3 protein-coding genes are annotated in these 7,185 nt (G+C 63.9%); all 3 read left to right on the top strand.

The features are described from left to right. Positions 1-149 precede the first annotated feature (149 nt). Entirely contained in the window at positions 150-5,966 is a 5,817-nt protein-coding gene (locus ACFYR3_RS45350) for an RHS repeat-associated core domain-containing protein (protein WP_389288259.1), read from the top strand. A 13-nt stretch (positions 5,967-5,979) separates the two neighbouring features. Next, the gene (locus ACFYR3_RS45345; protein ID WP_389288257.1) at positions 5,980-6,516 is read left to right on the top strand and encodes a hypothetical protein; all 537 of its coding nucleotides are present in this window, start codon (positions 5,980-5,982) and stop codon (positions 6,514-6,516) included. A gap of 104 nt (positions 6,517-6,620) precedes the next feature. Next, entirely contained in the window at positions 6,621-7,088 is a 468-nt protein-coding gene (locus ACFYR3_RS45340; RefSeq protein WP_389288255.1) for a hypothetical protein, read from the top strand. Positions 7,089-7,185: the final 97 nt, after the last annotated feature.

Raw genomic sequence — 7,185 nt, 5'->3', positions numbered from 1 at the left:
GGCTACCACGAGATCCTCGCCGCCATTGAGCATGCCGGGGAAGGGCTCCGCGCCAAGGACGTCTGCCAGGCGCTCGGCACCGGAACCGAGCCACGCCCACGAAGGTCTCCCCGTTCAAGGCGAAGCCCGACAAAAGGAACGCCGCCATCGTGGCGAAGTCGGCCGCCGCCGACCGCGCAGCATCCCGGCGTGCCCACGCCGACCAGCGCCGCACCGTCACCTGGCCCGGCGCTGGCACCGCCACCTTGAAGCTGACCAAGGCAGGCACGGCGAAGGCCGATCCGGGAGCGCTCCCGGTGACGCTCACCGAACCGCAGGCGAGCAAGAGTACGAGCGTCCCGGTCGCCAAGACCGTCAGCGTGAAGGTCCTGGACCAGGCAGCCGCGAAACGGTTCGGCGTCAAGGGCGTGGTCCTGGCCGTCACCGGTCCCACGGCAGGCGGCACAGCACGCCTGGGCATCGACTACGGAGCCTTCGCCACCGCCTACGGCGGTGACTGGGCCGGCCGCCTCCAGATACGCAGCTTCCCCGCGTGCCTGCTGACGGCGCCGGACAAGCAGAAGTGCCGCACCTCCGACTTGCTCGCCTCGGACAACGACCGTGCGCACGAGAGTCTTTCGTCCACCCTCGCCTTCACCCCTGCCTCCAGTGCACCCCAGACGATGGTGCTGACCGTCGCCGCCGGCACCCAGTCCGGCGGCGGCGACTACAAGGCCACCCCTCTGGCTGCCGCCTCCACCTGGTCGGCCGGCGGCTCCTCCGGCACCTTCACCTGGTCGTACCCGCTGCGCACACCGCCAGCGGCCGCGGGCCCCTCCCCGAAGCTGGACATCTCCTACGACTCCGGCAGCGTGGACGGGCGGACCGCCTCGACCAACAACCAGGGCAGCCAGATCGGCGAAGGCTTCGACCTCACCTCGTCGTACATCGAGCGCAAGTACGGCTCATGTGACGACGACGGCCAGAGCGACAAGTTCGACCTGTGTTGGAAATACGAGAACGCCTCCCTGGTCCTCAACGGCAAAGCGACCGAACTGGTGAAGGACGACACCACCGGCAAGTGGCGCCTGAAGGACGACGACGCCTCCACGGTCACCCATTCCACGGGCGCCGACAACGGCGACGACGGCGACGACATCGCCGACGGGAAGGGCGACGGCAAGGGCGAGTTCTGGACCGTCACCACCGGCGACGGCACCAAGTACGTCTTCGGCCAGAATAAACTCACCGGCGCGGCCGCCAGCGACCGCACCAACTCCGTATGGACCGTCCCCGTCTTCGGCGACGACTCCGGTGAGCCCGGATACAGCAGCGGGACATCGTTCTCCGGCCGGGCCAAATCCCAGGCCTGGCGCTGGAACCTCGACTATGTCGAGGACACCCACGCCAACGCCATGACCTACTGGTACACCGACGAGCACAACAACTACGACAAGCTCGGCGACGACACCACCGGCACCGACTACACCCGCGGCGGCTACCTCAAGGAGATCCGCTACGGCCAGCGTGCCGGCGCGCTCTTCTCCGGCTCACCTGCCGCATCAGACAAGGTTGTCTTCAGCTACGACGAACGCTGCGATCCCTCCATCAGCACCTGCGACACGCTCACCGAAGACACCCGCGACAGCTGGCCCGACGTGCCGTTCGACGCCATCTGCAAGGACGGCGACAAATGCACCGGCAACGTCGCCCCCACCTTCTTCACCCGCAAGCGCCTGACCGGCATCACCACCTACGCCTGGAACGCCGCAGCGGCCACTCCCGCATTCGAGGCCGTGGACACCTGGGCGCTCAAGCAGCGCTACCTCGACCCCGGCGACACCGGCGACTCCACCGACCAGTCGCTGTGGCTCGATGAAATCAAGCACACGGGCAAACACGGAACTGAACTCTCCCTCGACCCGGTGAAGTTCACCCACGTCTTCCTGCCCAACCGGGTCGACGGCGCGGCGGACGACATCCTCTCGCTCGACAAGCCACGCCTGCAGACGGTGACCTCCGAGGCCGGAGCGCAGACGGCCGTCACCTACGCCGAGGCGGACTGTGTGGCCGGGCAGACCATGCCCAAGGTCGATGAGAACACCAAGCGCTGCTACCCGGTGTACTGGTCACCCAACGGAGGCAAGACACCGATCCTTGACTGGTTCCAGAAGTACCCGGTCACCTCCGTCAGTACTTCCGACCCCTTCGGCGGCTCAGAATCCGTCCAGAACACCTACCAGTACACCGGCGGCGGCGCCTGGCACTACAACGACGACCCGATGACTCCGGCCAAGGAACGAACCTGGTCCATCTGGCGCGGCTTCAGCAAGGTCACCCACCTCACCGGTGACAGCGACAACAACCAGATGAAGACCGTCACGGTCTACATGCGAGGCATGAACGGTGACCGCGTCCTCGGAACGGACGGAACGACCCCCGACGCCGATGCCCGAAAGACCGCCGAGGTCACCGGCATCAAGGCCGCGAAGATCACCGACTCCGAGCAGTACGCGGGCTTCAGCCGGGAAAGCGTCACCTACAACGGCGCGGTAGAAGTCTCCGGCACGGTCAACGACCCCTGGTCACAGAAGACGGCCACCCAGCACAAGTCGTACGCGGACACCGAGGCCTACTACGTCCGCACCGCAGCAAGCCACGCACGCACCAACGTAACCAGCGGCATCACTCCCCACGACCGTGTCCGCACCACCATCACGACGTACGACGACTACGGCATGACCTCCACGGTCGAAGACCGCGGCGACGACGCCGTCAACGGCGACGAAACGTGCACCCGCAACACCTACGCCCGCAACGACGCCGCCGGCATCAACACCCTCGTCTCCCGCATCCAGGTGGTCGCCAAACCCTGCACTACCCTCAACGCCGATCTTGACCTGCCCACCGACGCCACCCGCGCCGGTGACGTCATCTCGGACACCGCCACCACGTTCGACTCCAAGACCTACACAGCAACGCAGACCCCGACCAAGGGCGAAGCGCAGTGGACAGGACGGGCGAAGAGCTACACCGCCGACGGCACGCCGAGCTGGCAGAAGATCGGCACCATCGACTACGACACCCTGGGCCGCCCCAAGGTGGTCAAAGACGCCAACGACCTGACCGTCTCCTCGACGCTCTACACACCTACCGCTGCCGGTCCGCTGACCGCGAGCGAGGTCGCTGACGCCGCAACGTACAAGACCAAGTCCGCGATCGACTTCGCCACCGGCTCCGTCCTCAAGGTCACCGACCCCAACAGCAAGATCACCGAAAGCGAGTTCGACAGTCTCGGACGCGTGACCAAGGCGTGGCTGCCCAACCGCTCCCACACGCTGAAGAAGACGCCGAACTACGTCTACGACTACCACGTCACCAATTCGGCCATGTCCTGGATGTCCACCGGCTCCCTCAACGGTGAGGCATCCGCCTACAACACCACCTACGAGTTCTACGACTCACTCCTGCGTACCCGCCAGGTCCAGACCCCCAGCCCTTCCGGCGGCCGGCTCGTGTCCCTGACCCTTTACGATGACCGCGGTCTGGCCATCAGCGCGCAGGGCGACATCTGGGACAACACCTCCGCACCGTCCAGCCAGCCGGTACAGACCGCGGGCGGCGCTGCACCAGCCCAGACCGACACCACCTACGACAGCGCAGGGCGCGCCGTCAAGATGGTGACGAAGAACTTCAACCTCCCCCGCTGGACCATCGACACCAGCTACACCGGCGACACCGTCTCGGTCAGCGCACCCGACGGAGGCCACGCCACGGGCGTCGTCACCAACGGTCTTGGCCAGACCACCGAACGCCGCGAATACGCCGACGCCAAGCCGACCGGCACCGATTACACCACCACCGGATACACCTACACGCGCGCGGGCCAGCAGGAAAAGATCACCGGTCCGGACAAGACGACCTGGTCGTACACCTACGACCTCTTCGGCCGCCAAGTCACTGCAACCGACCCGGACAAGGGCACCAGCGCCACCGAGTACAACAGCCTCGACCAGGTCATCAGCACCACACCCAACAAGGACGCCAGCAAGAAGCTGCTCTACCAGTACGACAATCTCGGCCGCAAGACGGACATGTGGCAGATCGACAAGACGGACGCCAACAAACTCGCAGCCTGGGGCTTCGACGCCGTAGCCAAGGGACAGCCCGACACCGCGACCCGCTACGAAGACGGAGCAGCCGGCAAGGCCTACACCCAGAAGGTCACCGCCTACGACAGTCTCTACCGGGCCACCGGAAGCCAGCTGATTCTTCCCAGCACCGACCCCCTGGTCAGCGCTGGCGTCCCCGCGACGCTCGCGTTCTCCACCGGCTACAAGGCGGACGGCACCACCAGCCAGACCTCCCAGCCGGCCGTCGGCGGCCTTCCCTCCGAAGTCGTTTCCTACGAATACAACGCCACAGGTCAGCAGACATCCTCAGTTGGTACAACCGGGTATCTTCAGGGCGCCGGATTCTCGCCCCAGGGCGACCTGACCCAGCTTCAACTGGGCATGGATGGAGCAGACTCGGCCAAGAAGGCCTACCTCAACTGGGAATACCAACCCGGCACTCGCCGCCTGACCCGCTCCTTCGTCACCGACGACGTCCACGGCTACATACCGCAGGACACCACCTACACCCAGGACGACGCAGGCAACGTCACCTCCATCTTCGACGCCTCCACCCAGGGCGGCACCACCAAAACCGACAACCAGTGCTTCACCTACGACGGCAACAGCCGCGTCACCGAAGCCTGGACCCCCAAAACCGCCGACTGTGCCGCCGCTGGCCGCACCACATCCAACATCGACGGCGCAGCACCCTACTGGACCTCCTACTCCTACACCAGCGCCGGCCAGCGCAAGACCGAGACCAAACACACCACCTCAGGCGACAGCACCACCGCATACCAGTACGACGCCACCACCGACACCAAGCCCCACACCCTGGACAACACCACCGGAGCCACAACCGGCAGCTACACCTACGACGCGGCCGGAAACACCACGGCACGCCCCGGCCCCAGCGCGCAGCAGTCCCTGGTCTGGAACACCGAAGGCAAGCTGGCCAAGACCACCGAGAACACCAAGGAAACCAGCTACCTCTACGACGCCAGCGGCGAACTCCTCATCCGCCGCGCCAAGGGAGACGGCGACACCGTCCTCTACCTCGGCGGCTCAGAGGTCCGACTGACAGTCAAGGGCACAACCAAGACGGTCACCGGGACGCGCTACTACACCGCCAACGGTCAGACGATCGCAGTCCGGACCGCAAAGTCCGGTGTCTCCGGCACAAAACTCAGCTTCCTCGCCTCCGACCCCCATGGGACAGCAAGCCTCGCGTTCGACGCCACCACGTACGCCATTACCAAGCGCTACACGACACCGTTCGGCGCACCACGAGGCACCAAGGCCACCACCTGGCCCGACGACAAGGCCTTCCTCGGCAAACCAGCAGACGACTCAACAAGTCTCACCCACGTCGGAGCACGCGAATACGACCCGGCCATCGGCCAGTTCATCAGCGTCGACCCCCTCCTCAGCCTCGACCAGCACCAGTCACTCAACGGCTACAGCTATGCCAACAACAGCCCCATCACCAACAGCGACCCCACCGGGCAAGTCACGGTCCCAGACCCGGGCGGGAGCGGCGCCGACGACAAGCAGTGCCCACCGTTCTGTAGCGCCGACGGCCAGCCACACGGCCCCAGCACCGGCAACGGAGGCAGCAACAGGAACGCCGACGGTACCCCTGGCGGCGGAAGCGTCTGCCCCTGCGGAACCGCGCATACCGGCAGCACGGGCACGACGAACAGCGGGGGCAGCGACTGGATCCCAGACTTCCTCGAAGGCCCCGCCGACACGATCGTCAACTACGGCAGTGCAATCTTTAACGAGCCTGAGGTCTGGTCGAGTTCCGCAGAGACTCCGACGAGAGACTGCTGGCGGTCTCGCCATGATGTTCGGCGGTTCGCTCCTCGCTGAGGCTGGCGTAGGCATGTGCGCCACCGGTGTCCTCTGCGGCATCGGCGCGCCCGTCGCAGCCGTGGGCGCGACGGGGATCGTACGCGGCGCCTACGTTGCTGTGGACGGCGCTGGCAACCTCGGCAAGGGGCTGGGTAAGGCTCTCAACGAGGCGAGCAGTGAATCCTCCGGCGCCAGTTCAGTTGATGCTGGTGCGAAAAATCCAGATATCACTTGGAAGACCGATGACTGGGATGGCTGGGGGCACGTACAAGAGACCCACCGCGTAGGCGCAGAACTGTATAACCCCGAAACGAAGGGTGCTTTCATAGGCAAGGGTGCGAAGGTGCAGAAATGGATTCAGCAGGTAGTGAAGAATAATCCGGCGAGAAGGCAGACTGAAGAGGGGCGTGATGGTTACGAGTACTCAGGTAGAGTGAATGCAGGCCCGGACGGTGTAGGGATTTTGAGTGAAAAGCAAGTTAGGGGGCTGGGCTCCAATAGGGGGTACGGCGTAACGGTGGTCCTGAATCGAGATGGCAGTTTGCGAACGGCTTATCCGATTCCGTAAATTTTTCACCTTCGGGTGGACTTCCCGCGCGCATCCAAAATTCGCGCGGGAAGTCCGGACCGACTTCAGGTAAATCAGGTTTTAATCGTACGATTTGGAGTGAAATGTTTGATATCAACTTTGTGCCGGAGTCTATGAAAGCGCCTACGGCGAGCAAGCTGGATAGACTGGAAGCCGCCAGTGAGACGAACCTTCGATATGGCTATTTTGGTACAACTGTATCTATAGTGACCGATGGATTTGGAACTGAGTCGCTCCATGGGACTCCGGCCCTTGATTTCGTCTTCTGTTTGCTTTATGCGGTTAGGAAAGTTCGGGATGGAGTGGTGGGGAGTGTTAGTTTCACCGAAGATGATACGCTAATTAACTTCACTCCAGCAAATGGAAGAGTGATGGTCACTCGCTCCTGGGATGCTGTCCCTGGATATTGCGATACCGCCCAACTCGTCGAGGTGTCCATCGGATTCTCGGAAGAGGTTGTGGACTTTATTGTCCGGCGCTATCCCTCCTTTGGTAGAAATCCCACCTATGGGAAATTGATGAGTATCGTGGAAGAATTGAAGGCGGGCTAGCCTCAGCCCGGATCCACCGGCTGACGTTTGTGGACAACTTCTCCGGGAACGAGGAAGAGCCTTGTGACCTGCGATGATGGGAGTTCTTGAGGCTTCC

Origin of the sequence: Streptomyces sp. NPDC005784, assembly GCF_042871525.1 — a bacterium.
Taxonomy (GTDB): domain Bacteria; phylum Actinomycetota; class Actinomycetes; order Streptomycetales; family Streptomycetaceae; genus Streptomyces.
The sequence above is the reverse complement of the archived record's forward strand: the minus strand, read 5'-3'. Positions and strand labels throughout refer to the sequence as shown.